This window comes from Arthrobacter sp. JCM 19049 (assembly GCF_001310435.1).
In genome coordinates, this window is record NZ_BAXF01000357.1 from 1 (window position 1) to 2,283 (window position 2,283).

At 66.0% G+C, this 2,283-nt stretch carries 1 protein-coding gene and 1 pseudogene; both read left to right on the forward strand.

The features are described 5' to 3' along the window. The first annotated feature begins 173 nt into the window (after positions 1–173). Complete coding sequence (locus JCM19049_RS12095; protein WP_279403100.1) at positions 174–374, forward strand: hypothetical protein; 201 nt, start codon at positions 174–176, stop codon at positions 372–374. Between the two features lie 39 nt (positions 375–413). After that, positions 414–2,283: pseudogene (uvrB, locus tag JCM19049_RS12100) on the forward strand (excinuclease ABC subunit UvrB); the annotation flags it as partial.

A 2,283-nucleotide genomic window follows, 5' to 3' on the forward strand; every position in this document is an offset into this window, starting at 1 on the left:
CCAGGCCACCGACGAGCAGCGCGCGGCCGTGGCCGACGTGGTGATCTACAACGACGGGAGCATCGAGCAGCTGAACGAGAAGGTCACCCGCGTCTTCCGGAACGGGTTTAGTGCATGAAGCTAACCCTGCGGATCTCCAAATGGGTGATGCTTGCCGCGTTCGCCGTCGCCTGGTGCTGTGGCTGGGCTTTGGCGGGCGCAGTGAGTTCGTCGCCTCGAATGGGCCCTACTCCCCGGTGGTCTACGTCTCTGGGTGGCTGGCGCTGCTGGGGCTGGCCGCGGCGACCGTGCTTACCACCGGCTTCTTTGGCTCGATGATGTCCAACACGGCCAAGCGGGCGATCATCCGCGGCGGGATGCGCCGAGGGCGATAACGGGTGCCGCGCGGGGGTGCGGCTCGTTATGCTGGGTGCATGAGCCTTGCACAGCCGATCAAGCGCGTCGTCGCCCCCTTTGAAGTCATCAGCGAATACCAGCCTGCCGGGGACCAGCCGCAGGCGATCGCCGAGCTGGCCGAACGCATCAAGGCCGGCGAGAAGGACATTGTGCTGATGGGCGCCACCGGCACCGGCAAGTCCGCCACCACCGCCTGGCTGGTGGAGCAGGTGCAGCGCCCCACCCTGGTGATGGTGCAGAACAAGACCCTGGCCGCGCAGCTGGCCAACGAATTTCGTGAACTGCTGCCGAACAACGCGGTGGAGTACTTCGTCTCCTACTACGACTACTACCAGCCCGAGGCCTACGTGCCGCAGACCGATACCTTCATCGAGAAGGACTCCTCGATCAACGAGGAGGTGGAGCGGCTGCGCCACTCGGCGACGAACTCGCTGCTCACCCGCCGCGACACGATCGTGGTCGCCACCGTCTCGTGCATCTACGGCCTGGGCACCCCGGAGGAATACGTCGCCGGGATGGTCACCCTGCGCCGCGGCATGCAGCTGAACCGGGACGACATGCTGCGCCAGTTCGTGGCCATGCAGTACACCCGCAACGACATGGACTTCCACCGCGGCACCTTCCGGGTGCGCGGGGACACGGTGGAGATCATCCCGATGTACGAGGAGCTGGCGGTGCGCATCGAGTTCTTCGGTGACGAGGTCGACGCGATCCACACCCTGCACCCGGTGACCGGGGAAGTGGTGCGGGGAGGAGGACGAGATGTACGTGTTCCCGGCCAGCCACTATGTGGCCGGTGCGGAGCGGATGAACCGGGCGATCAAGTCGATCGAGGATGAGCTGGCCGAACGGCTGGCGGAGCTGGAGCAGCAGAACAAGCTCGTCGAGGCCCAGCGGCTGCGCATGCGCACCACCTATGACCTGGAAATGATGGAGCAGATGGGCTTCTGCAACGGCATCGAGAACTACTCGCGGCACATTGACGGGCGTGAGGCCGGTTCGGCCCCGCACTGCCTGCTGGACTACTTCCCGGATGACTTCCTGCTGGTGATCGACGAGTCGCACGTGACCGTCCCGCAGATCGGGGCGATGTACGAGGGGGACATGTCCCGCAAGCGCACCCTGGTCGAGCACGGCTTCCGGTTGCCCAGCGCCATGGACAACCGGCCGCTGAAGTGGGACGAGTTCCTGGAGCGGATCGGGCAGACGGTGTACCTCTCGGCGACCCCGGGCAAGTACGAGCTGGGCAAGTCCGACGGGGTGGTGGAGCAGATCATCCGCCCCACCGGCCTGGTGGACCCGCAGATCATCGTCAAGCCGACCAAGGGCAGATCGATGACCTGCTCGATGAGATCCGGGTGCGCGTGGAGCGCGACGAGCGCGTGCTGGTGACCACGCTGACCAAGCGGATGGCCGAGGACTTGACCGACTACCTGACCGAACACCAGGTCCGGGTGCAGTACCTGCACTCGGATGTGGACACGATCCGGCGGGTGGAGCTGCTGCGCGAACTGCGCATGGGCTCCTTCGACGTGCTGGTGGGCATCAACCTGCTGCGTGAGGGCCTGGACTTGCCCGAGGTGTCCCTGGTGGCGATCCTGGACGCGGACAAGCAGGGCTTCCTGCGCTCGGCGACCTCGCTGATTCAGACGATCGGGCGTGCGGCGCGCAACGTCTCGGGCCAGGTGTTCATGTATGCGGACAAGGTGACCGACGCGATGGCCCAGGCGATCGAGGAGACCAACCGGCGCCGGGCGATCCAGCAGGCGCACAACGAGGAGCACGGCATCGACCCGCAGCCGCTGCGCAAGAAGATCGCGGACATCACCGACCAGCTGGCCCGCGAGGACGCCGACACCCAGGAGCTGCTGAACAACAACCGGCGGC